The following is a 26,491-nucleotide window of genomic DNA, read 5'->3' on the forward strand; positions in this document are numbered from 1 at the left end:
GGGCTTGACACTCATTTTTACAATGCTCGCACTAAGACTTGGGTGGATTCAGATGGTGCAGGTGAACCGGGTGATGCCAGGATATCAACGAACGCTGCGTGAGATGTCTGTGGTGCAGCGTGAACGAGGTGTGATGCTTGATTCGGGCCGAGGGCAGTTTACGGATCATCATGGACGTTTATTAACCGGCAGACTTGAATGGGGGCTTGTTTTTTTTCCAGGAAAGCACAAATTGGGCTCGAATTCGAAGGCGGACAAACATAAGAGGCAGTTCAAGCTCGAACAATTGGCGTCAATATTAGATAGCCGGACAGATTTGCTCAAAGCGGAGTGGCAGCGGGAGCAGACTCCTCATTTCTGGACTGGAGGCGGGTCAGAGCCCATTCGGCTAAATGAAATGCAGCGTCAACGCATACATGAGCTGCAGATCGAGGGGATCGAAGTCTATCCCGTTATGGTGAGGTACCCTCACAAAGCAAGCGGCAGTCAATGGCTGGGATACCTGAACGAACAACCAGCCGTATCCGGGCGGTCAGATAGCTACCAGGATGAGGTGAAGCAGCCATATGCAATGAAATCTGGAGCAGCCGGGCTGGAGAGAACACTGGAGCCTTTATTAAGGGGAATCGGTCCGACCTTGGTATCCCGGATGGTAGAGGGAAATGGACAGGTTATTTCGGAGATGCAGCCACGAGTTATTGCACCTGCAAATAAACACTATCCTTTAATGGTGGAAACGACAATTGATGCCGGGATACAGCAAGCCATTGAGGACCTTACGCAATCTTCCGGGATGCAGGAAGGCGCGGTCGTTGTGCTGGATGCCATGAATGCAGATGTACGTGCCATGGTCTCACGCCCTTTTTACGATCCACAGCATGTGGACCCCGGGAAATCCTCCTCCTGGGGAAATCGGGCTATCCAGGCAGCGGTGCCGGGCTCTATTTTCAAAATTGTGACCGCAGCCGCCGCACTGGAGAATCGGGTCGTTTCCCGGAATGAGCAGTTCCACTGTGAAGGCAATTACGGAAAATATGGTCTTTCCTGCTGGAAGCAGCATGGACATGGGGATCTGAATCTGGAGCAGGGCTTTGCCGAGTCCTGCAACATGGTTTTTGCTGAAACGGCCCGCAGACTGCAAATGGAGCAGTTGGAACAGACTGCGGATCGTCTGGGTCTTGCACGTGCTGTAGGTTGGCAAGAGCAGCATGTTGCGGGCATGCCTGTGTTAAAACATTTTGATCACGAAGAGTCAGGGCGTATTCGAACACCTGCTGTCAAGTCTGACGATGAAGGAGCCAGAATTCAGACAGCCATTGGACAGCGGGACGTTCTGGTTACTCCATTGCAGGCGGCAAACCTGGTGGTAACACTGCTGCATGAGGGTCAAGTGACTGCTCCCCGACTTGTACAACGTATCCGGTATGCGGACGGAGGCACAATGCTGGAGATGCCATTACATGTATCTCCATCGGCAGCGGGAAAAATATCTCCGGCTACCGCACATCAATTAGTAAGCTGGATGCATACCGTTGTCCGTGAAGGTACAGGAAAATCCCTGCAGCATGCAAGATGGCATGTTGCAGGGAAGTCAGGTACGGCTCAGGTTATGCAGAAGGGTACACCTAAAAACCATCAATGGTTTATCGGATATGGCCCCATTGAAGAACCTAAGTATGCTGTGGCTGTGCTCGTGCAAAACGTCTCTCCAAGCAGTTCTCATCAGGCTACAGCTTTATTCGGGAAGGTGATGGACTACTTGGCAAGCTCGAAGTGAGCTGTTTGATCCTGAACTACAGTTTACTCTTCACCCGTTTTTCTGGAAGAACCGGGATCAGGCGAGTCCATCACGAGAGGTGAGGAGTCGAATTCGTCCTGCGGCAGATGAATCCATTTTTGCAGATAACCTTGCTGAAGCAGTTCTTTTAATAGAATCAGAAGCACAGGAGAAAGTACAACCCCTGCCAGTCCAAAGATCGAGAGAGAAATCAGCATAAAGGAAAGCATCAAATAAGCAGAAGAGACGCCAATCGAATTGCCCGAAATTTTAGGTTCAAGCAATTGGCGAGTCAGCATCGTTACGGCCAGAATGACAATCAGACCGATGGCAAGCACGCTGTCTCCCACAATAAGTAAATAAATAATCCATGGGATGAATATGACAGGCACGCCGAGCAGCGGTACCAGATCAAAGATGGCACAGACGGCTGCGATTGTAAAAGCGTTGGAAGTTCCCATGATCAGCAGTCCTGCATATATCAATACGAATGTAATAAGCATCATAATGATCTGTGCTTTGATGTAGGAACGAATGGTCTTGAACACATGGGTGCGCATAAAATCGTTAGCCGTTTTTAATGTCTTTGGCATTTTGGCACGAGCGAACTTACGCCAGGATTCAATCTCGATGCTGAGGAAAAAGGCGAGAATGATCGCAATCCCGAAGTTGGTTATAAAGGAAGAGAATGAGCTGAGAAAACCGATGATAAATTGTGCTCCGCTCGTAACCCATTTGGACAGAAAACCGGACAGGGTAGCGAAATATTCATTGACTTTATCCAGTATGCCCTCGGGAAGGGCATCTGACTTGTCCTGTATAAGCAGTACCAGATTGGTGAATTCACGCTGAATTAACTCAACATATCCCGGGAAGTTGACCTGAAGATCGGAAATTTGCGAGACGATGAAGAAACCAACGCCAAAGAAGCCGGCAGTGATCAGTCCGAGAAATAACAAGAGAGAAATAGTCGTGCCCAGCACTTTGGGCAGCCCTTTGCGATGCAAAAAACGGGCTAATGGTTCAATCATCCAGAATACAATAAATGAAAGGAAAACGGGTGCAGCGATGTGATACAATTTACTAAAAGTGAACATGATAACGTACACGGTTAACACGAGCAGAGCGATATCAAAAACGGTACGCCCGTATTTTTTATACAGCGGCAGCATGGACATAGACTCCTTTACAGGTAGAAATTAGATTGTGTTTATTGTACATGATAGCGCTGTTTTGGGGAAACAGCATTTATGTAATTTGATAATTATGATAAAATTAAAGGCGGTTTATTTTAGATAGTGCCTATGGGCCGTAAAATAGCAGGAGAAGTGGGGAATCAACATCATGACAACGATGCTTCAGAGTATTTTACTGTGGTTATTGTATCTGTCCTCTTTTTACGCTTTTATTCCAAGTCTGATTAGCAGACTTTTTGGTTTTCGTGTATTCAGAAGGGGAAATAGTGATACGGCGTATGCTTTAACATTTGATGACGGTCCTGATCCGCAATATACGCCTCGCTTGCTTGATCTGCTGCGAGAGCATGACGTCAAGGCCACCTTTTTTGTTGTGGGAGAGCATGCGGAGAGTCACCCGGAATTGATCAGACGTATACATGCAGAAGGTCATCTCATCGGTATTCATAATTATATTCATAAAACCAACTGGTTGATGCGTCCGCGAACGGTACGGGATCAGATCGAAAGAACGGGTCAGATTATTGAAGAGATTACAGGTGAGAGAACCTGCTATTATCGTCCGCCATGGGGCATTATGAACCTGTTTGACTTTTTCAGCAAAAAGGATCGTAAAATCATTTTGTGGTCCGCCATGTTTGAGGACTGGAAATGCAGCGTAGGTGCTGAGCGGTTGACGGAACGCATGCTTCGGAAGTTGAAGGGCGGAGAGGTATTTCTGCTGCATGATCGGGGCACAACATTGGGAGCAGATGCAGAAGCGCCAGAGCAGATGCTTGGAGCGCTGGCAACCGTGCTTCAGGAAGCGAAGCGCCGTGGGTTAACCAGTGTTCGAGTGGATACGCTGATGTATGGTGACCGAGCAGCTGCCCTTGTAAGTCAAAACGAGACACAAATCAAACTGAAGCTGTGGAAACGTGCTGTGGTTGCTTTATGGTTAGGTTGGGAGAAGCTGTTTCACTGGGTATACCATCTGAGAACGGCTTCCCCGGAAGATCCAATGCTGCATTTCCGTTCCAGGGTATACCACGGTGCAAGGGTAGAGATGGGGCAAGGATATGTTATGCAGAACGGAGATCCGATGATTGAGCTGCATTTTGATAATCAGAAATTATATGAGCTCGGAGTAACCTCGCGTTCAAGCATGCATCTGGCGATTCGTATGATTCGTACGATGGAACAGCAGCTGCCTGATCTGGCTGAGCTTGTTGCAGCCGATCCTGAGCTGCGCTCAGCGAAAGCCATCTACGGTGTGAGTATGATTAATCGTGGACCCGAGAAGTTTGGATTTACGATTCAGGAACTGCCCCCAGGGCCATTCAGCATGGCCTCCAGGTTATATCTGAAGCTGCTGCTTAGTGTTATTCATCCGGCAGGCACAGAGCGCTTGAAGCAGCGTACAGATCAATTGGTGCCTAAAATGATTGTTATGCCGGTGGAGGAACTGCTGAGGCGCTACGGACAGCACCATAAACTTGCTGCTGCTTCGACTGAGGATAGGCGAGACGAGTCCATTCTGCTCGAAAATGAAATTTTGCCAGAACGAAACTAGGCAACGAACTGAAATGAAATGAAATCACACGAAATTATTTCAAAATACAGGCCAAGGACTTATTATGCTGTGATACAAAAAGGATGCGCTCTGCCACACTGGCTGAGCGCATCCTTTTTGTATTTCAAGTTATATTTAGTGCTTGTATGATTGCAGATTAAATTTTCAGTACGCCACCGTTGCTTGCGTTGGTTACAAGCTTGGAGTAGCGAGCAAGCAAGCCGGTTTTTACTTTTGGCTCGAAGCCTTTCCAGTTCGCGCGGCGACGTTCAAACTCCTCATCGCTGACGTGCAGCTCGATGATTCGATTGTTGAGATCCAGCTCGATGATATCTCCTTCTTCAACAAAGGCAATCGGACCGCCTTCCGCAGCTTCGGGAGAGATATGACCGATACTGATGCCGCGGGATGCGCCGGAGAAACGTCCATCAGTGATCAGACCTACTTTTGCACCGAGACCCATTCCTACGATCTGTGAAGTCGGGGCGAGCATCTCAGGCATACCCGGACCGCCTTTTGGCCCTTCATAACGAATGACGACAACATGTCCTTCTTTTACTTTGCCGTTAGCAATGCCCTCAAGTGCTTGCTCCTGGGAGTCAAAGCAGATCGCAGGACCTTTGTGGTATCCGCCAACGGAAGGATCAACCGCACCTACCTTGATGATCGCGCCTTCTGGTGCAAGGTTACCGAACAGTACAGCCAGCCCGCCTTTTTCGGAGTGAGGGTTGTCCAGTTTGTGGATTACGTTGGTGTCTTTGATTTCCTGGCCTTCCACGTTCTCACGGATGGTTTTACCTGTAACCGTAATACAGTCTGCATGAATTGCACCTGGTTTCTTGAGCAACTCGTTGAGTACTGCGCTTACGCCACCTGCATTGTGAACGTCCTCGATGTGCAGGTCGGAAGCAGGAGCAAGTTTTGCCAGATGCGGAACACGGTTAGCGACTTCATTGATCCGCTCGATTGGATATTCGATGCCGGCTTCATGAGCAAGAGCCAGCGTGTGCAGTACAGTATTTGTAGAACCGCCCATCGCCATATCCAGTGCAAACGCATTGTCGATCGCTTCTACAGTTACGATATCACGTGGTTTCAGATCCAGCTTGATCAATTCCATTAATTGCTTAGCGGATTGTCTAACAAAATCACGGCGCTCTGGAGCAACAGCCAGGATTGTTCCGTTACCCGGCAGCGCCAGGCCCATCGCTTCTGCGAGGCAGTTCATGGAGTTAGCTGTAAACATACCGGAGCAGGAGCCGCAAGTCGGACAACCAAATTGCTCAAGCTCAAGCAAGCTTTTATCATCAATTTTACCAGCTTGGAATGCACCTACGCCTTCGAATACGGACGTGAGGGAGAGGGCTTTACCGTTGCTGTCACGGCCTGCCTTCATCGGGCCACCACTTACAAATACGGTAGGGATGTTGCAGCGCAGTGCACCCATCATCATACCAGGAGTGATTTTGTCACAGTTCGGGATACAAACCATGCCGTCGAACCAGTGTGCAGACACAACCGTTTCTACCGAATCCGCGATGATATCACGGCTTGGCAGGGAGTAACGCATACCGATGTGGCCCATCGCAATTCCGTCATCTACCCCGATGGTGTTGAACTCAAACGGAACGCCGCCGGCTTCACGAATGGCATCTTTAACAATTTTACCGAATTCCTGCAGGTGCACGTGACCAGGCACAATATCAATGTAAGAGTTACATACCGCAATAAACGGCTTGCCGAAATCCTCTTCTTTAACGCCCGCTGCACGGAGCAAACTCCGGTGTGGTGCGCGGTCAAAACCTTTTTTGATCATATCGGATCGCATCTTATTGGCTGACATGGTGTATTCCCCCCAAATATATATTATTGAGCAGCATGAATGGAAAAATAAATGGCAGTGCATCTGTCGTTTAATTTCATCCGTACTCTAAAACAGACCGGTTATTCCGGTTCCAGGCTTTCCGTAGTTTGTGCATTCTCTGTTGCTTTAAACCCGTGAACACCCGGTTTTTCTATAGAGTCTATCACAACCCTCGTCATATTTCTACAATCAATAGACAATAGAAAAGAAGCCAGATTCCATTTTCATGGGTTTGGCTTCTGAAATGGTGGGGAAAGTGATGTTTATTTTAAAAGCAGTCCGCTTCAAGGTACAGTCAGCTGCTTCCGCCTTTACGACCGATTTCACGATAGAATTCCGTATTGTGGTTCTCGGAAGTCGCTTCGCCACCCTTGCGTCCGATTTCCTTATAGAAATCTGCATCATGAGCATCAGAGGTGGCTTCACCACCTTTTTTACCAATCATCTGGTAGAAGCTTCGGTCATGGTTTCTTGAAGTGGCTCTGCCGCCAAGCCTTCCGGCTTCCTCTCTGCTCATCTTGCGATCTGATGTATGCCCTCGTGCCATTACAAATCACTCCTTATGATTATAAGTTGTTTTTTGCAGTGTGTATCCTGAATTACCACATCGTTTCCAGCCTGAAACAAAAAGGATGGGTTTTTATGGATATTAGGGCTCTGGTCCGAGTTAGAAGGAAGAGAATCTCAAGGTATCAAGCTGAACGTTTGAAAGCACCAGGCCGATGCAAGGAAATTCGCGTAATGTCCGGTTCAATCAGTGCCTTGAAGGTACGGCGCACAAGCGGATGAGCCAGCGTAATGGCAAACAGCACAGCAACGACAAGGATGATTGGAACAAACAGAGCACTTCCCATATAACTGTAGATTCCTGACCAGATCGCCAGTCGTACAAGGAAGCCGTGCAGCAGGAAAACGTATAGAGTACGCTTGCCCAGATCGGTTATTTTGGAAGTCAGGTTAGGCACCCAGGCCAGGAAAAGCAATGCGGAGAGAATCTCCAGCAAATACACCCCGAGACGAAGCACTCCGGCATACCATTCATGATGACCCAGTTCGGCAAACGTTTTGCTCCCGAGCAGCCAGCCTGCTGAAATATTCAAGCCGCCGCAAGCGATGTAGATCAGCAGGGCAGCAGAGAGAACAGCAGCAACTCTCCGGCCCCAGCCTGGAACAAGGTATGAGCGAATCACGGCACCGTAATCGTAACCAAGTACAAAAAATGGCAGGAAAACAAGGGTGCGGCTAAAGCTTAGCCAGAATCCGTCAACAGGCATATAACCGACGATAACCCCTAGAGCAATGGAGGCGATTAATCGTTGATGCGGCTTCCAGTTCATCGTTAACCAAACGAGCAGTCTCCAGCAGAAATGGCTGGCGAGGAACCATAACAGCAGATAAGGTGCAAAAAAGGAAAGCCGCATATGGGGCGTATGGAACACAGTTGCATCCATCAGGGCGTACAGCGTTTGGAACAGAACATATTGAATGGCGATCTGTTTCAGCACATTGCGTGCGGCAGTCCCTTGAATGGAGGATCTGGCGAAGTACCCCGTAACCCAGACAAAAAGCGGCATATGGAAGGTATAGATCCACATAAACAAAGCCTCTGCCCCTGCGAAGCGTGTAATGAGCGGCTCTAGTGCGTTTGCAGCCAGTACACAGACGATGAGCATGAAGCGAAGATTGTAAAAGAAAGATTCCTGATCATCCTGAATCAGTACCCGGTTTCTCATGATGCTGCCCCCTAATAAAACTTCATTCAAAAGTTATATATCTGTATCAAGGGTAATATGAATTCCATGGAATGATTGTGATTTAATTCACATTAGTAAGCGTTATCTTTTCTCAAACATGTGACAACAAAAAGAAGGCTTCGGGATTGACAACGCTTGCGTGCGGCATGACAATGGAGGAAGAAGATGAGGTAGTCAATATTAAGGAGGAAGGCAACATGTCAACGAGTCCCTTTCCAAGCCCTGATATTATTACATTCGGGGAAAGTATGGGGTTGCTGACGGCCAGAGATACGAGAGGGCTTGAATATGCAGCTACACTGGACAAGACGTTTGGAGGAGCAGAGAGCAATCTGGCCATTGGCGTAGCACGACTCGGACATACCAGCGGCTGGTTTGGACGTCTCGGTAATGATCCGATTGGAAACATGATTCTGAAAGCCATTCGCGGCGAAGGCGTAGATGTCTCCCGAGCGAGATTAAGTGATCAGGAGCCTACTGGGCTAATGATTCGTGAGAACGCTTCCGGGAAAGCCTCGGTGCATTATTATAGGAAGTTGTCTGCAGCAAGTGCAATAACGCCGGATGATCTGGACCCTGAATATATCGCCGGTGCGAAGATTTTGCATGTCACAGGTATAACCGCAGCCATCAGCGAATCGGGACTCGCCACGGTTGAAGCCGCTATACATATCGCCAAGCAGGCAGGTGTGAAGGTGAGCTTTGATCCGAACCTGCGCCTCAAGCTGTGGTCAGCGGATCAGGCTCGCCCTGTACTGCTGCGTTTGGCTGAGCAGGCTGACTACTTTTTACCGGGCCTGGATGAGATGAAACTTTTATATAACGAAGATAGTGATCAGAAGGTGCTTGAACGATTGGCAGCCATGGACGCCGTGTGTATCGTTAAAGGCGGCCCTGATTTGACCTATGTACTCGCGGATGGTACCCTAACGGAAGTTCCGTACTTCAAAGCAGATCAGGTTCTCGACACCGTAGGAGCCGGGGACGGCTTCTGTGCCGGCTTCCTGGCTGGTTTGTTGAAAGGATACACCCCGCAGGAAGCGACTCGTCTTGGTAATCTGACCGGTTCGATGGTTATACAGGCCGTTGGTGACTGGGAAGCACTTCCGACCTGGGCACAGGTCGAGGCCAAGCTGAATAACGTTGCTCACGTCGAGCGTTAAATTTCCGTTAAAATCAGGATGACTCATCTTCGTTTTCCAAATGTAAAGCTTGTATTCACAACCACCACATTGACAAGGGAGAGAATGAAATGAAGAAGCTTCAACTGTTGCAAAAAATGACGGAAAGTGGTGTGGTGGCGGTTCTGCGCGCAGATTCTGCTGACCAGGTCATTGCGATGGCCGAGCAGGCAATTGCGGGCGGAATCAAGGTTATCGAAATTACGATGACCGTACCGGGTGCGCTTAAAGCGATTGAAAAGCTGAGCCGTGTATATCACTGGAATACGCAGGACCCGGAGAAGTTTGCAATTATCGGAGCAGGAACCGTGCTTGAGGCGCAAACGGCGAGAGCGGCGATTATGTCAGGTGCCGAGTTTGTTGTCGGGCCTTCTCTTAATCCTGAAACCGTGCAAATATGTAACCTGTATCGTGTGCCCATTCTGCCAGGTGTCATGACGATTGCTGATGTGCAGCGTGCACTTGAGCTTGGCGTGGATATTATCAAGCTGTTCCCTGGCAATCTGTACGATCCGTCCATCATTAAAACAATGAAAGGCCCTATGCCGCAGGCTAATTTTATGCCGACAGGCGGAGTGTCCCTGTCCAATCTAGGTGAATGGATCAAGGGTGGAGCAGTAGCTGTTGGAATCGGTTCTGATCTGACATCAGAGGCTGTGAAAACAGGAGATCTGAGTCATGTTCGCCGCAAAGCGGAACAATATATGGAAGCTTATCGTAAAGCCAAGGCTGAATAGAACGTCAACATGGAAGGGAGCCTGCGGCAAGCAGGCTCCCGCTTCCATAAGCTGCGGCAGTTGCGGAAGCACAGAAAGGTGATTGATATTGAGAAATCGTTATAATACCGGGCGCAAGAAGAGGGGCATTGGCAAGTTTCTGCTCGTACTTCTGGCGCTCATTGTTATTGGATGTGGATATGTGGCATGGAAGCTGTTCACGCCTTATGGACCTCAGGAGGCAGCTCAAGCGGCAATGGAAACATCCGGCGGGGTGACGGTCAGTGAGCAGGAGAACTGGATTGATTTCAAGCCTGATAAGCCAGCTGGCAAAAGTGTGCTGTTTTATCCTGGCGGTTTGGTTAAACCGGAAAGTTATGCCCCTCTTGCTCATGAGCTTGCAGCGGCTGGCCATCATACAATTATTGCCAAGATGCCGGTGAATCTGGCTGTGATCAAGCCGAATCTCGCGGACGATATTTTAGCCGCATACCCGGATGAGCAGTTTGTTATGGGCGGTCACTCTCTGGGTGGCTCCATGGCTTCACGGTATATAGCGGCACATCCCGAGGCGCTCAAAGGTATCTTTTTCCTCGCATCCTATCCGGATGAAAAAGGAAGTGTGCAGAAGCTGGACATTCCTGCTTTGTCCATTCTCGGCACCAACGATGGAGTCGTTAATATGAGCAAGTATCAGAACGGACGTATGTACTTGCCGCCAGATACGGTGTATTACACGATTGAAGGCGGGAACCATTCCCAGTTTGGTGACTATGGTCATCAGAAGGGGGACGGTGAGCCGACAGTCAGTGCAGAGGATCAGCTAAAGCAGACGGTCAAAACAGTACTGTCCTGGTTAAATACCATTAAGTAGTCACATTCGCAGTGGAGGTGATCCCAAGTGGCTGTGCTGGAGATTCAGGGAAAAAGTATTGCCTGCAAGGCCATTTTATTTGATAAAGATGGAACCTTGCTGGATTTTCTGCAATTATGGGGCCCGTGGGCTGAAAGTATGCTCTCACAGCTGCAGGTCTGGATGCAGGAACGAGGGGCCTCCTTCACCGTAGAGCTGGAGCATGTGCTGGGTACTCTTCACGATTCACAAGGTCGTATTAACGGATACGATGTTCAGGGACCGCTGGCGATTGCAACAGTAGATGAGTGTAACGGATGGCTTGCCGGTCAGCTCTATGCTGCCGGGACACCCTGGAATGAAGCGATTACGATAATCCGCGGGTTTTCCAGTGCTGCAATGAAGTCTGTGCGGGAGCGAAAATCTGCTGAACCGTTGCCTGGCCTGCTTGGCTTGCTGGAGCGCTGCAAGGAAGCCGGGCTTTCACTTGCAGTGGTCACATCGGACAGTACAGCCGCGGCTGAAACACATCTGGAGTGGATGGGGATTCGTTCTTTTTTCACTTCCATCGTCGGCTGTGACCGGGTAACGCGCGGCAAACCTGATGCTGAATCGTTCCTGCTGGCTTGCCGGGAGTTATCCGTTGAAGCACATGAGGCTGTGGTCATTGGAGACAGCAACGGTGATATGCAGATGGGACGTCATGCGGGAGCAGCCTTTACGCTGGGATATTGTCCGCATCTGGATCAGAGTTCCTATCTGCATGAGGCAGATGCCGTCATTCGTCACTATGATGAACTGGGCATCGGGTTAAAGGAGGAGAGAGAATGAACGCGACAGAGCAGCTGGCTGCCTGGATTAAGGAAAGTTCGCGCATTGTTTTTTTTGGAGGAGCCGGTACGTCTACGGAAAGCGGTATTCCCGACTTCCGCTCGGCTGCAGGATTATATCAGACAGAGCAGCACTCTCCTTATCCGCCAGAAGAACTATTGAGTCGCCATTTTTTTGATCAGCATGCGGATATTTTTTATGACTTCTACCGGGGAAAAATGCTTCATCCTGATGCGGAGCCTAACGGCTGCCATCGTTTGCTTGCAAGACTGGAGCAGGAGGGAAAGCTGCACGCTGTCGTTACACAGAATATTGATGGTCTTCATCAAAAGGCAGGCAGCAGCAACGTGCTGGAGCTTCACGGCTCGGTTCATCGCAATGCCTGCATGGACTGCAAGCAGTTCTATTCCTTGCAATACGTTATAGATTCAAAGGACATCGTACCTCGCTGTGCGTCTTGCGGAGGGGTAGTCAAACCCGATGTGGTGCTCTATGAAGAAGAGCTGGATCAGGCAACGCTGTATCATTCCATTGATGCCTTGTCATCAGCTGATCTGCTGCTTGTGGGTGGAACCTCACTGACGGTGTATCCGGCAGCTCAGTTGATTACGTATTTTCAAGGGAAACATACCGTGCTGCTCAACGCCACACCAACTGCGTATGACCACCGGGCAGATGTATTGATCACCGAGCCGATCGGAGCGGTCATGCAGGAAGTGGATAGGCTCCTGGGTTAATTCCTGGTTAATTCTGTGGAAAGAAGGGATTCATGATGGTCTATGTAGCTGCTGAAGCGCGTTATGAAACGATGAAGTATAACCGTGTTGGACGTTCGGGGCTCAAGCTGCCCGCCATTTCACTTGGATTGTGGCATAATTTTGGCGGGATAAACAGTTTGGAAAATGGGCGCAGCATGATTACCCGTGCGTTTGATCTCGGGATTACACATTTTGATCTGGCCAATAATTATGGCCCGCCGCCAGGTTCCGCAGAGCAGCTGTTTGGGCAGGTGCTTGCTCAGGATCTGAAGCCTTATCGTGACGAATTGATTATCTCCACCAAAGCGGGATATCACATGTGGCCGGGGCCTTATGGCGAGTGGGGATCTCGCAAATATCTGATCTCCAGTCTGAATCAGAGCTTGAACCGAATGGGGCTGGATTATGTTGATATCTTCTATTCCCACCGCTATGATCCGGACACACCACTGGAAGAAACCATGATGGCACTCGACCAGATTGTGCGTTCCGGCAAAGCACTTTATGTGGGTATCTCCAATTACCCTGCAGAGCAAACAAAACAGGCTGCCGAAATTTTGAAAAGCCTGGGTACACCGCTCCTGATTCATCAGCCAAGATATTCCATGCTGGATCGCTGGATTGAAGACGGGCTTCAGGACGTGCTGGATGAGTATGGTGCAGGCAGCATTGCATTCTGCCCGCTGGAGCAGGGAGTGCTCACGAACAAATACCTGAATGGCATTCCCGAGGATTCACGCGCCAAGGGTCCTTCCGTATTTCTGAATGAAAACAATATATCGCCAGAAACACTTCGCAAGGTACGTGCACTGAATCAGATGGCTGCAGCACGCGGTCAAAGTCTGGCCCAGTTTGCACTGGCATGGGTACTGCGCAATGGACGAGTGACGTCTGCACTGATTGGCGCAAGTCGCCCTTCCCAGATAGAAGAGAATGTAGCTGCGCTGAGCCAGCTTGAGTTCTCCTCCGAGGAACTGGAGCGCATTGAATCCATTCTACATCCCGAGCCTGCGAACAAAAACAAGGAGTAACATCGGACCCTTTGCCGAGAGCAAGCATCACAAATAAATCATGCCCAAAAAGTGCATCTTAGCCATAAAGGCCGAGGTGCACTTTTTTTGGGTTTGGCATTTTGATCTATGTCCGGATATGCTTGAACTGATGCCGAATCGTTCTAATTAGCCGATGTTATTCATCTTTTTTAGCGGAGTGGATCGGCCTTGCCTTTTGCTTTTAACGGACGCGTGAGAAGTTTCTCCCGATAAAGACTGGGGGCCTCTCCGTGGAAGCGTTTGAACTGTTTCGAGAAATATAATGCGTCCGGCATGCCCACCGAGGCTGATACCTGCTCAATGGAGAGATCAGGACGCTCGCGCAGCAGCTGACGCGACTTGTCAATCCGCAGCTTCAGCAAATAGGTAACCGGGGTGAGGCCAGTCTCTTGCTTGAAAATACGGGAAAGATAAGCCCGGTTATATCCTAAACTTGCAGACATTTGCTCGATGGACACAGGGTAAGCGTACTGGGTAGACATATATTGAATCATCTGTTTGACCGTTCGCCGGATGGAGGATTCCCCTGCAGTCAACGTGGGTCCCTCGGACAGGTGATTCTGGGCTTCGGCCAAAATCATGTATAACGTGCCAAGGGAAGTGAAGTGGGCGCTCTCTTTACGCTCGGCAAAAGCATCCTGCATGACCGCCAGCCAGTTCGAGATGTCACAGGAGGTTCCGGCATGAAAAACAGACTTTTCCGGGCGGAAGCCAGCTTCTTCCGCATGCTGGGCTGCCTGACTGCCAGTAAAGGCGATCCAGCGATACTGCCATGGATTGCGGGGATGCGATTGATAGCTGACCAGCTGGCCCGGATGTATCAGAAAACAGTCACCTGCGTAGAGATCGTAGGTGTGCAGCTCGGTACGAAACGTACCCGCGCCCTTTTCTACATAATGCAACAGATAATAATCATACAGCTTCGGCCCCAGCGCATGTCCGGGCAGCGTCTGACTGGCTCCGGCAAAGAGGACATGCAGAGCCCCCTCGTCATAATAGACCGGATTGGATGCAACCGAATAACTGAGCGCGCCACTTTTGCCGGAGGTGGATTCCTGTATGGACCGGGGAGTGGGTACCTCTGCAGTGTTAGGAGATGTTTCTGTCGAATTTGTGTTTGAATCCTTCATAGCTGTTCCTTCTTTCCTATGTTTCCGTGTTCGCTTGTTACCATCATTATAAGACGAAAGGTCACATTTATCCATATGAATCACACATGGTTTCATTTCAAGTGAGATCGCTGCCTTGTATAATAACATTAAGAAAACCACAACACAGAGGCGAGGTGCATCAGCTTTGAAGGCAACTGAATTGCAACAAAAGTTTATTGAGAGGTACGGAGAAAGTGGAGCGGACATCCGTGTTTTTCATGCCCCTGGACGTGTGAATCTGATCGGTGAGCATATCGACTATAACGGTGGTTACGTACTTCCGGCCGCACTTGAATTCGGAACGACCTTGCTCATTCGCGAACGTACAGATCACAAGCTGAATCTGGCTTCTACGAACATGACTTACGAGGAAACACTGGACACTGCCTCCATCGGTCAGGAGAAAACAGGAGAATGGACAGATTATCCGGTTGGCGTCATGGTAGAGCTGGAAGGCAAAGGCGTGAAGGTGACCAAAGGATATGATTTTCTGTACCACGGGGAGATTCCGAACGGGGCAGGACTTTCCTCGTCTGCATCTCTGGAGGTACTCACCGGTTATGCGGTTCAGGCGATGGAAGGAGTATCAGAGATTGATACAGTTGAGCTTGCGCTTTTGTCCCAGAAAGCAGAAAATGAGTTTGTTGGTGTCAACTGCGGTATCATGGATCAATTTGCCGTAGCGAATGGTGCTAAGGATCATGCCATCTTGCTGATGTGTGATACGCTGGAATACGAGAAGGTTCCCTTCCGTACCGGTGCGTACAAGCTGATCATTGGTAACACAAACAAACGCCGCGGTCTGGTCGATTCGGCTTATAATGAGCGGCGCTCTCAATGCGAGCAGGCACTTGCCATTTTAAAGGAACAGCTGCCTGCACTGAATTACCTGGCTCAAATTAAGCCGGAGCAATTCGTAACTTTACAGGATCAGATCAAGGACGAGAAAGTCAGACAGCGTGCCGAGCACGTTGTAGAAGAGAACGCACGGGTGCTTGCTTCTGTAGAAGCGCTGCGAAACAATGATCTGGAAGCGTTTGGCCAGTTGATGAATGCTTCTCATGATTCGCTGCGTGATCTGTATGAAGTCAGCTGCACTGAGCTGGATGTTATAGTAGAAGAAGCACGGCGTATACCGGGCACATTAGGTGCGCGCATGACAGGTGCAGGCTTTGGTGGATGTACAGTATCTCTGGTGCATGAAAATGATGTTGAACGCTTTGTGAGTGAAGTGGGTGCAGCGTATGAGGCGCGCACCGGTCTCCAAGGTGATTTCTACGTATGTGGTGTAGGCGAAGGCGTTAACGAACTCAAGGAGGCGAAGTAAAATGGCAATTTTGGTGACAGGTGGAGCAGGATATATTGGTTCTCATACGGTGGCAGCGTTGCTTGAGCGCGGCGAAGAGGTTGTTGTACTGGATAACTTGCAAACAGGACATCGCGAGGCGCTGCTTGGTGGCAAGCTGTATGAAGGGGACCTGCGTGACAAGGAGATTTTGACAAAGCTGTTTGCGGAAAATTCAATTGATGCCGTCATTCACTTTGCTGCGAACTCACTGGTCGGCGAGAGCATGAAGGAGCCAGCGAAGTACTACGACAACAACGTATTCGGTACATTGTGCCTGCTGGAAGCGATGAATGCAGCGAACGTACGCCGCATCGTCTTCTCTTCTACAGCAGCAACCTACGGTGAGCCTGAGAAGGTGCCAATCGAAGAAAGCGACCGTACTGAACCAACCAACGTATATGGTGAAACCAAACTGATGATGGAGCGCATGATGTCCTGGTTCGATAAAGTACAGGATATCAAATACGTGTCTCTGCGTTACTTCAATGCAGCCGGAGCACATGAAAGCGGCAAAATCGGTGAAGACCACCAGCCGGAAAGCCACCTGATTCCACTCGTATTGCAAACAGCGCTGAAGCAGCGTTCACATATCGCCGTATTCGGTGATGACTACGCAACAGAAGATGGCACATGTATTCGTGACTACATCCATGTCAGCGATCTGGCTGATGCCCATCTGCGTGCTGTAGATTACTTGCGCAAGGGTGAGAGCAGCAACGTGTTTAATCTGGGTAACGGAACAGGCTTCTCGGTAAAACAAGTGATTGAAACAGCGAAAAAGGTAACAGGTCTCGACATCCCGGTTGTTCAGGAACCACGTCGTGCGGGTGACCCGGCTGTATTGGTGGCTTCTTCTGCCAAAGCCAGATCGGTTCTGGGCTGGAATCCGAAATGGACTAACCTTGAAGATGTCATTCAAAGTGCCTGGAACTGGCATCAATCACGTCCAGAAGGCTACGGAAAAAACTAGGAGGCGAACATCTTATGTCACAGACTCAACCTGGAGCAGAAGCCACAGAGCGTACATCCGAGCAGCAGGAAGCACTGCATGCCATTGAGCGTCTGGTCGCATTTGCCTTACAAAAAAAACTGATTGAGGAAGCAGACTATGATTACAGTCGCAATCTGCTGATGGAGCAGTTCGGATTCTCAGAGCCGTATGCCGGTGAACTGGATACAACGATACCTGACGGGCCACAATCCATGCTGGATACATTGATTGATTACGGGTATACCATTGGGCTCATTCCCGAGAACAGCGACACATTCCGTGACCTGTTGGATGCGAAAATTATGGGTCATCTGATGGCGCGCCCATCAGAAGTTGTACGTGCTTTCCGCCATACGGAACAGACTGAAGGCATTGAGGCGGCAACATCGCAATTTTACGACTTGTCTATTAACTCCAACTATATTCGGATGGACCGCGTTTCAAAAAATGTGTATTGGACGCAGGATACCGCTTATGGCGAGATGGAGATCACGATCAATCTGTCCAAGCCGGAGAAAAGTCCGAAAGAAATTGCCATGGCAAAGCTCCTGCCACCGCCGGTATATCCAAAGTGCCAGCTGTGCCGTGAAAATGTAGGTTATGCGGGTCGGGTCAACCATCCGGCTCGCCAGAATCTGCGCGTCATTCCATTGCAGCTGAACAATGAGAAGTGGTTGTTCCAATACTCGCCGTACGTGTATTACAATGAGCACTGTATTATTTTCCATCATGATCATGTGCCGATGAAGCTGACGAAGGATACCCTGCGCAGACTGCTTGCCTTTGTTCAGGAATATCCACATTACTTTATCGGGTCTAACGCGGATCTGCCGATCGTGGGCGGTTCCATTCTGACACATGACCATTTCCAGGGTGGACGTCATACATTTGCGATTCAAAACGCACAGCCAGATGCAGTCTTCCGTCACGCGGATGCACCAGGGCTGACACTTAGCCTTGTCAAATGGCCGATGTCCGTGATGCGTCTGCATTCACATGATCCTGCGGAACTGCTGGAAGCGGGTAATGCCGTTTACGAAGCATGGAAAGTGTACAGCGACTCCGCAGTAGAGATCGAAGCATTCAGTGAAGTAGACGAGGAGAAAGTGCCTCATAATACGGTAACACCAATCGTTCGCCGCAGTGCGGATGGTGGTTATGAGATGGATCTCGTTCTGCGTAACAACCGTACAAATGATGAGCATCCGGAAGGCATTTTCCACCCGCACCGCGAGATGCATCATCTGAAAAAAGAAAACATCGGTCTGATTGAAGTCATGGGACTGGCTATTCTACCGGGACGTCTGAAGCAAGAGCTGGACGGCATTGCCGATATTCTGGCAGGCAATACCGAGCTTGAAGCAGCTGCCCAGGCAGCAGATCACGAGCTGAACAAACATTTACCGTGGACAGAAGAATTGAAACAGAACCATGGCTCCAGTTTGACGAAGGAAGAGGCAATTTCCCTTGTGCAGCAGCAGGTGGGCCTGAAATTCTCTGAAATTCTGGAGCACGCAGGTGTGTACAAACATGATGAGGCTGGGCGGCAGGCCTTCCGCCGCTTCGTAAGCAGCATGGGGTATACGGAGTAAGAAGGCCGCGATAGCAATTGTGTTAAAAGCTTAAAGATATCAAGAGGCATCCGTTCAACCGTGAACGGGTGCTTTTTTGGCATGAATCAAAGTATGAATGGTTCATGATTATGTATAATGGAGGGAGCATCCAGGCAGAGCCCAGTAATCAACAAAAAATATATCGAAATGGGGACGAGTTCATGGAAAAAACGCCGCTTCATATTCCGTTCATTTCTGATGAGAAGGAACTTAAAAGCATGGTAGGCGAATCAAGTGAGCGCGCGCGCCACAAAGTGATTCCGTATGTAGATGCCCATGTGAAGCAGTTTATAGCGATGTCACCTTTGTTTTTTTTGTCAACCTCGAATCGTGATGGAAAAAGTGATGTATCTCCGCGTGGAGACAGCCCTGGCTTTGTTCATGTCCTGGACCCTCATAGACTGGTTTACCCGGAACGACCCGGCAATCGCCGGATTGATTCTTTGTTAAACATTTTATCAGACCCGGGTGTGGGAATGCTGTTTGTGATACCGGGATTAAATGAGGTGCTTCGCATCAATGGAACAGCAAAAATCACAAAGGATGAAGAGTTCATTACAGGCATGAACTGGAGCGGTAAAACGATTGGAGCAGCCGTCATTGTGGAGGTTGAGGAATGCTTTATGCATTGTCCTAGGGCCTTTGATCAGGCGGGGCTATGGGATACAGCGACATGGGCAAAGTCAGAACATCTGCCGTCCATGAGTGAAATGATTCGTGCCCATCTGCAGATCAACGGATTGAACTAAAGTGAGTGACTATGGATTTGTTTTTCTATAAACAGGGTACTATAATTGAGGTTGCACTAAAAACTTAACTCCATTGGAGGCGATTATAGATCATGAGATCTTTTCAATTTTATAACCCGACTCGTCTGATCTTCGGTAAAGGACAGCTTGAAGCGCTGAAAACTGAAGTGCCGAAATACGGCAAACGGGTTCTGCTTGTATATGGCGGTGGAAGCATTAAACGCAGGGGGCTGTATGATCAGGTGCTTGGCTTGCTCAAGGAAATCGGAGCAGAAGTCACTGAACTTGCAGGCGTAGAGCCTAACCCGCGTCTATCGACTGTGCACAAAGGTGTAGACCTTTGCAAAACGAACGATATTGAGTTGATTTTGGCGGTTGGCGGCGGCAGCGTGCTTGACTGTGCCAAAGCCATTGCTGTTGGTGCGAAGTACGATGGAGACATGTGGGACTTCGCGCAGCGTAAAGCTGTTGCACAGGACGCTCTCCCACTCGGCACAGTGCTGACGATGGCAGCTACCGGTTCAGAGATGAACTCCGGCTCTGTTATTACGAATCAGGAAACACAAGAGAAGCTGGGCTGGGGCAGTGCCTATACTTTCCCTGCATTCTCCATTCTCGATCCAGTGAATACATACACGGTACCGAAGGATCAAACGGTATACGGTATGGTGGATATGATGTCTCACGTCCTGGAGCATTACTTCCATCTGGACCCGAACACACCGGTTCAACTTGGCTTCTGCGAAACGATTCTGCGTACCGTAATGGAAGCGGCCCCTCGTCTGGTCGAAGATCTGGAGAACTACGAGCTGCGTGAAACGATTCTGTATTGCGGCACGATGGCACTGAATGGTGTACTGAACATGGGACTTGCAGGAGACTGGGCAACCCATAACATTGAACACGCGGTATCTGCCGTTTATGATATTCCGCATGGTGGGGGACTCGCTATCTTGTTCCCGCACTGGATGAGACATAATATCGATGTAAAGGTGGAGCGTTTCAAACGTCTCGCGATCAATGTATTTGATGTGAATCCTGAGGGCAAATCGGATAGACAGATTGCTGAAGAAGGCATTGATGCACTCAGCCAATTCTGGACGTCGATTGGAGCTCCAAACCGTCTGGCGGATTATGATATTGATGACAGTCAGATCGAAGTTATGGCGGATAAAGCGATGCTGTTTGGACCGTTTGGTAACTTCAAAAAACTGCAGCGTGAAGATGTAGTATCCATTTACAAGGCTTCCTTGTAATTAAGCCATACGAATACAAACCGAATATAGACATAACGACATATATATGAAAGATAAATAACCCGGAACGCAAGCCTCAACAGGCTTGCGTTCTTTGCTGTGCTGCTTTGGAACCGCAATATCCGAGTGAACTGGAGCATTCGTGAAGATTGTGATGGTAATCCCCATTAGCGGCTCCTGAATACATCTCAGGAAAGATTTTGAAACATTTTGCCTGGATGTACGTATTTATTTACATGTGGAATGCACAGTTGGGAGAATTTGCAGCAGAGAGAGGAGGAAGAGGGGATGGAAGCACTTTATTGGGGATGTCTTATCGGAGGCGCTGTTTTTGCTATAGTGAGCCTGGTGCTGGGTGACTTGATTGACGGCTTGCTGGATGGGGCCTTCGAAATGCCTGGTGTTGATTTTTTTAAACCTGTTGTACTGGCAGGGTCCATTACTGCTTTTGGTGGAGCGGGCATCCTGCTGACAAGGTACAGCTCGCTCAGTGTGATGTCAAGTCTGATCTTATCCCTGCTGATCGGTATTGCTGCAGCCATGCTGGTATTCTTCGCATATATCAAGCCGATGCGCAACAGTGACGTTTCAATTGCTTTTTCGATGAAAGAATTGGCGGGCAAAATCGGGGAGATTACAATTCCGATACCGGCAAACGGATTCGGTGAAGTCATGATTCGTTTTGCATCCGGAAGTACGATTCAGACGGCATCCAGCTTCGAGCAGCTTCCCATTGCGGCGGGAGCGCGAGTAGTTGTTATTGATGTGGTGGATGGCGTGCTGAGGGTATCCGAGTGGGATGAGGATGTACTTAAAGAAATGTGAGGTAGTGAGTGATCCGAATAAGGGTAGCGCTCACAAGCACGAAGTCATTTTAATTACTTACGAGATAAGGGGAGAGATGTGAATGACAGCTAATCTGGATTGGGATGTGTTATTGATTCCTGTTGTGGTTATAGGGGTTATTTTGATTCTGGGTCTGGCCTTCTGGGCAAGATACAAGACGGTCGGGCCGGATGAAGCGATGATTGTGACAGGTTCATTCCTGGGCAGCAAAAATATATCCGAGGATGATTCCGGGCGCAAAATTAAAATTGTTCGCGGCGGCGGTGCGTTTATTCTTCCTGTATTCCAGCAGTCTGAATTTATCTCATTGCTTTCACACAAGCTCGACGTCTCCACACCTGAAGTGTACACAGAACAGGGTGTTCCGGTTATTGCTGACGGGGTGGCGATCATCAAGGTTGGAAGCGCTGTAGAGGACGTTGCAACGGCGGCAGAGCAGTTTATCGGCAAACCGGTGGACTCTCTTAGAGGCGAAGCACAGGAAGTGCTGGAGGGCCATTTACGGGCCATTCTCGGTACGATGACGGTAGAAGAAGTGTATCGGAACCGGGACCGTTTCGCTCAAGAGGTACAGGGCGTGGCAGCTCGGGATTTGAAAAAGATGGGTCTGCAGATCGTTTCCTTTACAATCAAGGATGTTCGTGACAAACAAGGATATCTTGATGCGCTTGGTAAACCAAGAATCGCAGCCGTGAAGCGTGATGCCGAGATTGCCGAAGCAGAAGCGATGCGTGATGCACGGATTCAGAAGGCAAATGCGGAAGAGCAGGGACAAAAAGCCGAGTTGCTTCGTGATACCAACATTGCAGAGGCAGCCAAGGAGAAGGAACTGAAAGTAGCGGCATTTAAACGCGATCAGGATACCGCCAAAGCGGAAGCTGATCAGGCGTATCACATTCAGGAAGCCCGTGCCAGACAGACGGTTGTTGAAGAGCAGATGAAGGTTGAACTCGTACGTAAAGAGCGTGAGATTGACTTGCAAGAAAAAGAAATTACCGTTCGTGAGAAGCAGTATGATGCCGAAGTGAAAAAGAAAGCCGAAGCGGATCGTTACGCGGTAGAGCAGGCTGCGGAAGCGGACAAAGCAAAACGCATGCGCGAAGCCGATGCGGTACAATACTCGATCGAAACGCAGGCCAAAGCAACAGCCGAGCAAAAGCGGCTTGAAGGTCAGGCGATTGCGGATGCAGAGCGCGCTAAAGGTACAGCGGATGCAGAGGTTATTCGTCTTCGCGGTCTTGCCGAAGCGGAAGCGAAAGAGAAGCTGGCGGAGGCGTTCCAGAAGTTTGGCGAAGCAGCGGTACTCGATATCATTGTCAAAATGCTGCCTGAGCTAGCTGGTAAAATTGCTGAGCCGATCTCATCCATTGATAAGCTGACAGTCGTAGATACAGGCAAAGGTGAAGGGGCTGCGCGTGTCAGCAATTATGTAACCGAACTGATGGCTACAGCACCCGAAATGTTGAAAAGTGTGTCTGGCATCGACGTAGAGCAGCTGATTAAAGGTTTGACGAAAACAAAAGCAGCTGTACCCACCGCTGTGCAATCGAGTGAGCCTGTGAAGGCGACCTCACCAGTGATCGAGAGCCTTGTGGAAAGAAGCGAGAGCAAGGAGTAAGAACTGGCAGCGGCATTACAAGGCTTGTCTATTGACCTTAAGGCGAATTTTTGTTACTTTTTAAGCGAGACGTCCGGCGCGGTTTGCCCGCTCCGGTCGTTTTTTTGTCTGTAACAAGATGTGTGCGGCACATCCAAGATGGTGTGAAAAAAGAGGTGCAAAAATGAGCAGCCTGCATGTAAATAAAGCGCTAAATAATAATGTAATTATTGCACAGCATCCAGAGCATGGTGAAGTCGTGGTCATCGGCAAAGGCATCGGCTTTAATCGGAAGCCGAGTGATGACATTCCACTGACGGCTGTGGAGAAAATGTTTATTTTGAAAAACCAGCAGGAGCAGGAGCAGTACAAGCAGCTTCTCCCACAGGTAGATGAAGCGTTGATCGAGATTATTAATGAAGTCATTACGTATATTGCAGAGCGTACGGACGTTCCGCTCAATGAACATATTCATATTGCCTTAACGGATCATATTTCTTTTGCCTTGAAGCGCAAAGAGCAGGGCATCGTCATTCAGAACCCTTTCTTATACGAAACACGGGAGATATATCCCGATGAATATCGAATGGGAGAGTATGCGATTCGTTTGATCAAGGAAAAAATGGGTGTGGACTTGGGCCAGGATGAGATCGGGTTTGTTGCTTTGCATATTTATAGTGCGATGACAAACCAGAATATCTCCCAGGTGCGGGAGCATTCGCAGTTAATTACGGATCTGGTGAATCTGGTTGCCGATCAGCTGGATTATTCGTTTGAAACGCAATCATTGGATTATTCCCGTCTGTTAACACATCTGCGGTTTGCTCTTGAGCGTATACGCCGCGGAGATAAGGTGGAGGAGCTTCACAAGCTGGATTCGTTGTTAAAATTGGAGTATCCCGAAATGTACTCGCTTGCATGGAAGCTGACCAAGGTGATGGAAAAACGACTCAAGCTGCCCGTTTATCCGGCAGAAGTTGGATACTTAACCATACATCTGCAGCGACTGAATCAGCGGAAAGAGGAAGAAAATCAGTAAAGTGTGCTCCGAAATAAAACAGGAATAACGTTTTTTTCTGTAAAGGCTTGCAATACGTGCAGAGTGATGCTACAATGGTGACCGTAATCAAGCAACTGAATAAACATAAGCGACGTGTTACTGACTCGATCAGGCATGAGTTAATTTGAGTGTGATTGTTCTACCTTTTTAAGGGTATGCTATACCCCAAGGTAGGCACAGTTCACTTTTATTAGTTCATGCCTTTTTTGTGTTCCCTTGCTTGCATCACGACATATACACTCACATGAAAGGAAGAATACGACGCGATGTTTAAAAAGCTTTTTGGAGTATTGCAAAGAGTAGGTAAGGCGCTCATGCTGCCAGTAGCGATTCTGCCAGCGGCCGGTTTGCTGCTCGGAATTGGTAACATGCTGGTCAATCCTGATTTCTTGCAGTACGTTACTGCGCTCGATACCCCTTGGGTAAACTCGATTGCAACGATCATGATGAACGCAGGTCAGATCGTATTTGATAATCTGGCATTGCTATTTGCGGTCGGTGTAGCGGTCGGACTGGCTGGCGGTGAAGGTGTTGCAGGACTTGCAGCCATCATCGGTTATCTGGTCATGAATGTAACTTTAGGTTCTGCTGTAGGGGTTACCCCTGCCATGATTGGCAAGGTGCCGGGTTATGCAAGTATCCTGGGGATTCCTACATTAAGCACAGGGGTATTTGGAGGTATCATTATCGGTATCGCCGCAGCACTGTGTTATAATCGGTTCTTTAAAATAGAGCTGCCGTCTTACCTGGGATTCTTCGCAGGTAAACGTTTTGTTCCTATCGTTACTTCAGTCGTTTCCCTGATTCTCGGGTTGCTGCTCGTAGTAATCTGGCCTCCGATTCAGAACGGATTAAATGCGATTTCTCACTTCATGGTGGATACCAGTCCGACCTTGTCGGCTTTCATCTTCGGTGTTGTGGAGCGCTCACTGATTCCGTTCGGTCTGCATCATATTTTCTACTCTCCATTCTGGTTTGAGTTCGGTGAGTATGTGAACAAAGCCGGCGATGTCATTCGCGGAGACCAGAAGATTTTCTTCAGCCAGCTGCGTGATGGTGTTGCGCTGACAGCGGGAACGTTCCAGGTTGGTAAATTCCCGTTCATGATGTTCGGTTTGCCAGCTGCCGCACTTGCGATGTACCATGAAGCAAGACCTGAGCATAAAAAATATGTTGCAGGTATCATGGGTTCTGCTGCACTGACATCGTTCCTGACAGGTATTACAGAGCCGCTTGAGTTCTCGTTCCTGTTTGTAGCACCGATTCTGTTTGCTGTACACTGTATCTTTGCAGGTTTGTCCTTCATGACGATGCAACTGCTTAACGTCAAAATCGGGATGACCTTCTCAGGTGGTTTCATTGACTTCCTGATCTTTGGTATCATTCCAAACCGTACGCCATGGTGGGACGTTATTATCGTTGGTCTGATTCTTGCGGTAATCTATTATTTCGGTTTCCGATTCATTATTCGCAAGTTCAACCTCAAAACGCCGGGACGCGAGGAAGCTTCTGCTGAGGCTGCATCGAGCAGTGGTGCTTCAGGCTCTGCTGATGATCTGCCGCATAATATTCTCGAAGCGTTTGGCGGTAAGGAAAATATCAAACATCTGGATGCATGTATCACTCGTTTGCGGATTGAAGTTAATGAGAAATCGAATGTGCAAAAAGATCGTTTGAAGCAGTTGGGTGCATCTGGTGTGCTTGAAGTGGGTAATAATGTTCAAGCCATCTTCGGAACACGTTCCGATACGATTAAATCCCAAATGCAGGATATCATTGCAGGACGTACGCCTGCACCAGCTCCCGCTGCAGAGGTTAAACCAACTCCTGAAGAGGAGAAGGCGCAAGGAGAGCAGGGCGAACGCATTGTACCAGAGGATATCGTTATGCCGGTTAATGGTGAGCTGCTTGATATAACCAACGTACCTGATCCGGTCTTTGCTGAAAAGATGACAGGTGACGGGTTCGCTATTTTGCCACATGATGGCACGATTACCTCCCCTGTGTATGGTAAAGTATTTAATGTATTTCCAAGCAAACATGCCGTAGGTATTATGTCCGATGGCGGCAAGGAAGTGCTTGTTCACATAGGTGTCAATACGGTGAAACTGAAAGGTCAAGGTTTCAACGTACTGGTTCAGGAAGGTGACCTGGTATCTGCGGGTCAGCCGATTATGGAAGTGGATCTGGAGTATGTAAAAGCAAATGCTCCGTCCATCATCTCTCCGGTGATTTTCACCAACCTGCCAGAAGGCTCCACCGTCACACTGAAGAAGAGTGGCGTGCTCAAAGTTGGCGATCAGCCGATCATTGAGATAAAATAAGAACTGTTCCAACGATGGCAAG

Annotated in this window: 20 protein-coding genes and 3 pseudogenes; 18 read left to right on the forward strand and 5 right to left on the reverse strand. The window is 49.0% G+C overall.

Features of this window, described 5'->3' with window-relative positions; translation table 11 throughout:
* Positions 1–4 precede the first annotated feature (4 nt).
* Complete coding sequence (locus tag ACQSGY_RS24650; protein ID WP_427181326.1) at positions 5–1,777, forward strand: peptidoglycan D,D-transpeptidase FtsI family protein; 1,773 nt, start codon at positions 5–7, stop codon at positions 1,775–1,777.
* A 23-nt stretch (positions 1,778–1,800) separates the two neighbouring features.
* Here ACQSGY_RS24650 and ACQSGY_RS24655 read toward each other — a convergent pair whose 3' ends face one another.
* Positions 1,801–2,949, reverse strand: coding sequence for an AI-2E family transporter (locus ACQSGY_RS24655; RefSeq protein WP_427181327.1), 1,149 nt, complete (start codon positions 2,947–2,949; stop codon positions 1,801–1,803).
* Between the two features lie 181 nt (positions 2,950–3,130).
* Between ACQSGY_RS24655 and ACQSGY_RS24660 the strand changes: the two are divergent.
* Positions 3,131–3,544: pseudogene (locus ACQSGY_RS24660) on the forward strand (polysaccharide deacetylase family protein); the annotation flags it as partial.
* A 354-nt stretch (positions 3,545–3,898) separates the two neighbouring features.
* Positions 3,899–4,525, forward strand: a pseudogene (locus ACQSGY_RS24665) (YkoP family protein); the annotation flags it as partial.
* Between the two features lie 157 nt (positions 4,526–4,682).
* On the opposite strand, the gene ilvD reads toward ACQSGY_RS24665, so the two are convergent.
* The 3 genes and pseudogenes from ilvD to ACQSGY_RS24680 all read right to left on the reverse strand — a co-directional run bounded on the left by ilvD (position 4,683) and on the right by ACQSGY_RS24680 (position 8,122).
* Positions 4,683–6,368, reverse strand: coding sequence for a dihydroxy-acid dehydratase (gene ilvD / locus ACQSGY_RS24670; protein WP_111270131.1), 1,686 nt, complete (start codon positions 6,366–6,368; stop codon positions 4,683–4,685).
* A gap of 319 nt (positions 6,369–6,687) precedes the next feature.
* Positions 6,688–6,936: pseudogene (locus ACQSGY_RS24675) on the reverse strand (KGG domain-containing protein); the annotation flags it as partial.
* A 145-nt stretch (positions 6,937–7,081) separates the two neighbouring features.
* On the reverse strand, positions 7,082–8,122 hold the full coding sequence (locus ACQSGY_RS24680) for an acyltransferase family protein (RefSeq protein ID WP_427181328.1): 1,041 nt from the start codon (positions 8,120–8,122) through the stop codon (positions 7,082–7,084).
* A gap of 218 nt (positions 8,123–8,340) precedes the next feature.
* Here ACQSGY_RS24680 and ACQSGY_RS24685 point away from each other — a divergent pair, with 218 nt between their 5' ends.
* From ACQSGY_RS24685 to mgrA, 6 genes are all read left to right on the forward strand, one after another.
* A complete protein-coding gene (locus tag ACQSGY_RS24685) occupies positions 8,341–9,306 on the forward strand; it encodes a sugar kinase (protein WP_427181329.1) in 966 nt (321 codons plus the stop codon).
* Positions 9,307–9,395: 89 nt separating this feature from the next.
* Positions 9,396–10,061 carry a bifunctional 2-keto-4-hydroxyglutarate aldolase/2-keto-3-deoxy-6-phosphogluconate aldolase gene (locus ACQSGY_RS24690; RefSeq protein WP_111270128.1) on the forward strand — a complete coding sequence of 222 codons (666 nt, stop codon included), beginning with the start codon at positions 9,396–9,398 and terminating at the stop codon, positions 10,059–10,061.
* Between the two features lie 88 nt (positions 10,062–10,149).
* Complete coding sequence (locus ACQSGY_RS24695) at positions 10,150–10,914, forward strand: alpha/beta fold hydrolase (protein ID WP_184185780.1); 765 nt, start codon at positions 10,150–10,152, stop codon at positions 10,912–10,914.
* Positions 10,915–10,941: 27 nt separating this feature from the next.
* Positions 10,942–11,724: an HAD family hydrolase gene (locus tag ACQSGY_RS24700; RefSeq protein WP_427181330.1), complete on the forward strand. Its 783-nt coding sequence runs from the start codon at positions 10,942–10,944 to the stop codon at positions 11,722–11,724.
* Positions 11,721–12,461: an NAD-dependent protein deacylase gene (locus ACQSGY_RS24705; protein ID WP_427181331.1), complete on the forward strand. Its 741-nt coding sequence runs from the start codon at positions 11,721–11,723 to the stop codon at positions 12,459–12,461. The genes ACQSGY_RS24700 and ACQSGY_RS24705 overlap by 4 nt, the downstream gene beginning before the upstream one ends.
* Positions 12,462–12,496: 35 nt before the next feature.
* A complete protein-coding gene (gene mgrA / locus ACQSGY_RS24710) occupies positions 12,497–13,513 on the forward strand; it encodes an L-glyceraldehyde 3-phosphate reductase (protein ID WP_216519326.1) in 1,017 nt (338 codons plus the stop codon).
* Between the two features lie 170 nt (positions 13,514–13,683).
* Here the strand turns inward: mgrA and ACQSGY_RS24715 are convergent, their stop codons facing one another.
* Positions 13,684–14,664: an AraC family transcriptional regulator gene (locus ACQSGY_RS24715; RefSeq protein WP_427181332.1), complete on the reverse strand. Its 981-nt coding sequence runs from the start codon at positions 14,662–14,664 to the stop codon at positions 13,684–13,686.
* Between the two features lie 166 nt (positions 14,665–14,830).
* Here ACQSGY_RS24715 and ACQSGY_RS24720 point away from each other — a divergent pair, with 166 nt between their 5' ends.
* From ACQSGY_RS24720 to ptsG, 9 genes are all read left to right on the forward strand, one after another.
* Positions 14,831–16,012 (forward strand): galactokinase, encoded by a 1,182-nt coding sequence (locus ACQSGY_RS24720; protein ID WP_427181333.1) that lies wholly within the window; start codon positions 14,831–14,833, stop codon positions 16,010–16,012.
* 1 nt (position 16,013) lies between these two features.
* Positions 16,014–17,003 carry a UDP-glucose 4-epimerase GalE gene (gene galE, locus ACQSGY_RS24725; protein ID WP_110896284.1) on the forward strand — a complete coding sequence of 330 codons (990 nt, stop codon included), beginning with the start codon at positions 16,014–16,016 and terminating at the stop codon, positions 17,001–17,003.
* A gap of 14 nt (positions 17,004–17,017) precedes the next feature.
* The gene (locus ACQSGY_RS24730) at positions 17,018–18,616 is read left to right on the forward strand and encodes a UDP-glucose--hexose-1-phosphate uridylyltransferase (protein WP_427181334.1); all 1,599 of its coding nucleotides are present in this window, start codon (positions 17,018–17,020) and stop codon (positions 18,614–18,616) included.
* Between the two features lie 182 nt (positions 18,617–18,798).
* Positions 18,799–19,386: an MSMEG_1061 family FMN-dependent PPOX-type flavoprotein gene (locus tag ACQSGY_RS24735; protein ID WP_427181335.1), complete on the forward strand. Its 588-nt coding sequence runs from the start codon at positions 18,799–18,801 to the stop codon at positions 19,384–19,386.
* Between the two features lie 92 nt (positions 19,387–19,478).
* Complete coding sequence (locus tag ACQSGY_RS24740) at positions 19,479–20,642, forward strand: iron-containing alcohol dehydrogenase (RefSeq protein ID WP_427181336.1); 1,164 nt, start codon at positions 19,479–19,481, stop codon at positions 20,640–20,642.
* A gap of 288 nt (positions 20,643–20,930) precedes the next feature.
* Positions 20,931–21,467, forward strand: a complete 537-nt coding sequence (locus tag ACQSGY_RS24745; protein WP_111270119.1) for a protease — start codon at positions 20,931–20,933, stop codon at positions 21,465–21,467.
* An 82-nt stretch (positions 21,468–21,549) separates the two neighbouring features.
* Positions 21,550–23,106 carry a flotillin family protein gene (locus tag ACQSGY_RS24750; protein WP_188591584.1) on the forward strand — a complete coding sequence of 519 codons (1,557 nt, stop codon included), beginning with the start codon at positions 21,550–21,552 and terminating at the stop codon, positions 23,104–23,106.
* A gap of 163 nt (positions 23,107–23,269) precedes the next feature.
* A complete protein-coding gene (gene glcT, locus ACQSGY_RS24755) occupies positions 23,270–24,124 on the forward strand; it encodes a glucose PTS transporter transcription antiterminator GlcT (RefSeq protein WP_111270117.1) in 855 nt (284 codons plus the stop codon).
* A 287-nt stretch (positions 24,125–24,411) separates the two neighbouring features.
* Entirely contained in the window at positions 24,412–26,469 is a 2,058-nt protein-coding gene (gene ptsG / locus ACQSGY_RS24760; protein WP_216519198.1) for a glucose-specific PTS transporter subunit IIBC, read from the forward strand.
* The last annotated feature ends 22 nt before the right edge of the window (positions 26,470–26,491 follow it).

This window comes from Paenibacillus sp. TC-CSREp1 (assembly GCF_050171015.1).
GTDB lineage: Bacteria > Bacillota > Bacilli > Paenibacillales > Paenibacillaceae > Paenibacillus > Paenibacillus silvae.

Bases quoted from the DNA above. Each gene is read 5' to 3' on its own strand.
- galE (WP_110896284.1), top strand. From the start codon at position 16,014: ATGGCAATTTTGGTGACAGGTGGAGCAGGATATATTGGTTCTCATACG.
- ACQSGY_RS24730 (WP_427181334.1), top strand. From the start codon at position 17,018: ATGTCACAGACTCAACCTGGAGCAGAAGCCACAGAGCGTACATCCGAG.
- ACQSGY_RS24735 (WP_427181335.1), top strand. From the start codon at position 18,799: ATGGAAAAAACGCCGCTTCATATTCCGTTCATTTCTGATGAGAAGGAA.
- ptsG (WP_216519198.1), top strand. From the start codon at position 24,412: ATGTTTAAAAAGCTTTTTGGAGTATTGCAAAGAGTAGGTAAGGCGCTC.
- mgrA (WP_216519326.1), top strand. From the start codon at position 12,497: ATGGTCTATGTAGCTGCTGAAGCGCGTTATGAAACGATGAAGTATAAC.
- ACQSGY_RS24655 (WP_427181327.1), bottom strand. From the start codon at position 2,949: ATGCTGCCGCTGTATAAAAAATACGGGCGTACCGTTTTTGATATCGCT.
- ACQSGY_RS24745 (WP_111270119.1), top strand. From the start codon at position 20,931: ATGGAAGCACTTTATTGGGGATGTCTTATCGGAGGCGCTGTTTTTGCT.
- ACQSGY_RS24715 (WP_427181332.1), bottom strand. From the start codon at position 14,664: ATGAAGGATTCAAACACAAATTCGACAGAAACATCTCCTAACACTGCA.
- glcT (WP_111270117.1), top strand. From the start codon at position 23,270: ATGAGCAGCCTGCATGTAAATAAAGCGCTAAATAATAATGTAATTATT.
- ACQSGY_RS24705 (WP_427181331.1), top strand. From the start codon at position 11,721: ATGAACGCGACAGAGCAGCTGGCTGCCTGGATTAAGGAAAGTTCGCGC.
- ilvD (WP_111270131.1), bottom strand. From the start codon at position 6,368: ATGTCAGCCAATAAGATGCGATCCGATATGATCAAAAAAGGTTTTGAC.
- ACQSGY_RS24690 (WP_111270128.1), top strand. From the start codon at position 9,396: ATGAAGAAGCTTCAACTGTTGCAAAAAATGACGGAAAGTGGTGTGGTG.
- ACQSGY_RS24685 (WP_427181329.1), top strand. From the start codon at position 8,341: ATGTCAACGAGTCCCTTTCCAAGCCCTGATATTATTACATTCGGGGAA.
- ACQSGY_RS24740 (WP_427181336.1), top strand. From the start codon at position 19,479: ATGAGATCTTTTCAATTTTATAACCCGACTCGTCTGATCTTCGGTAAA.
- ACQSGY_RS24750 (WP_188591584.1), top strand. From the start codon at position 21,550: ATGACAGCTAATCTGGATTGGGATGTGTTATTGATTCCTGTTGTGGTT.
- ACQSGY_RS24680 (WP_427181328.1), bottom strand. From the start codon at position 8,122: ATGAGAAACCGGGTACTGATTCAGGATGATCAGGAATCTTTCTTTTAC.